We start from the raw sequence: 1,422 nt of genomic DNA, 5'->3' as shown, positions 1-1,422 counted from the left end.
TGGACTGGTCCCCGGTTCTTGGACTGATTAGTCGGTTCGAGATCCGGGGATGGTTCGTGTGGGTGGTACCGCGTCGTCGTTGACGAGTGCGCAGCGGGTGGCTGCGGTGGAGTGGTTCGGTCGGGGGTTGAGTGATTGGGCGACGGCTCGTCGGCTAGGAGTGACACGGAAACCGGTGCGACGCTTGCATCAACGGTGGTTGCTGCATGGTCCGGAGGTGCTCGTGGATTCCCCCAGACGCTCGTACTCGTTCGAGGTGAAACGTGACCTCGTGCGCCGCTTCCTTGCCGGGGAACCAGCCGATGCGCTCGCTTCCGAGGGAGGGCTCTCCTCAGCGCTGCTGCTGCGCAAATGGGCGAACCAGGTTCGCAAGGACGGTGAGGACGCCCTCCGGCCGCGCCCAACGGGCCGCCCGAAAGCGAAGCCGGACACCGAGCTCAGCGAGCTGGAACGACTCCGGCGGGAGAACGAGTACTTGCGGGCCGAGAACGCGTATTTGGGAAAATTGCGGGCCTTGCAGGCGCAGCAACGGCGTCGGTGAAGACCGCAGCCGTTGCCGCTTGCAAGGCCGAACACTCACTCCAGACGCTGCTGCAGATCGCCGGTCTTGCCCGCTCCACGTTCTTCTACCAGCAAGCCCGCTCGCGTGAACCTGACCGGCACGCTGACACCGCGGACGCGATCCGCGCGATCTTCGTCCGCACCAAGGGCCGGTATGGGCATCGGCGGATCCACGCCGAGCTCCGCCGGACCGGGCCAGTGGCGAAGAAGACGGTCCTGGCGTTGATGCGACGCCATGACCTGGTCTGCCTGGTGCGTCGTCGACGCCGATACTCGTCCTACGGCGGCGAGGTCGGCAAGGTTGCAGCGAACCTGCTGAACCGGGACTTCACCTCGACAGCGCCGAACCAGAAATGGGTCACGGACGTGACGGAGTTCCGGGTCGGTGAGCACAAGCTCTACCTGTCACCAGTGATGGACCTCTTCGACCGGCAGATCATCGCCTATCGAACCGGAACGTCCCCGACCCTGGAACTCACCCACGGCTCGCTCCGCGACGCACTCCACACCGCACTCGGGGCGGCACCGCTGGTGCACTCGGACCAGGGCATCCACTACCAGCACCGGTCCTGGCGGTCGCTGCTGGCAGCTGCCGGCGCGTCCCAGTCGATGTCGCGAAAGGGCAACTGCCACGACAACGCGATCATCGAGAACTTCTTCGGCCATCTGAAAGCCGAGATGTTCCACCCAACCCGTTTCGACAGCATCACCACGCTCGACACCGCGATCCACGACTACATCACCTGGTGGAACACCGACCGCTCCCAGGCACGACTCGAGGGCATGAGCCCGGTTCAATACCGAGCTCACGCCCTCGCGGCCTAATCTGACTTCACGGTCCAACAAACCGGGACCGGTTCA

Annotated in this window: 2 protein-coding genes; both read left to right on the top strand. The window is 64.8% G+C overall.

All coding sequences use genetic code 11. From position 1 onward, the window contains the following. Positions 1–217 precede the first annotated feature (217 nt). Positions 218–541, top strand: coding sequence for a helix-turn-helix domain-containing protein (locus EDF31_RS20440; RefSeq protein ID WP_173171128.1), 324 nt, complete (start codon positions 218–220; stop codon positions 539–541). Beyond that, positions 538–1,386, top strand: coding sequence for an IS3 family transposase (locus EDF31_RS19745; protein WP_131922793.1), 849 nt, complete (start codon positions 538–540; stop codon positions 1,384–1,386). Before EDF31_RS20440 ends, EDF31_RS19745 begins: the two co-directional genes overlap by 4 nt. Positions 1,387–1,422 lie beyond the last annotated feature (36 nt).

The organism is Curtobacterium sp. PhB142, from assembly GCF_004341255.1.
Taxonomy (GTDB): Bacteria; Actinomycetota; Actinomycetes; order Actinomycetales; family Microbacteriaceae; genus Curtobacterium.
The sequence above is the reverse complement of the archived record's forward strand: the minus strand, read 5'-3'. Positions and strand labels throughout refer to the sequence as shown.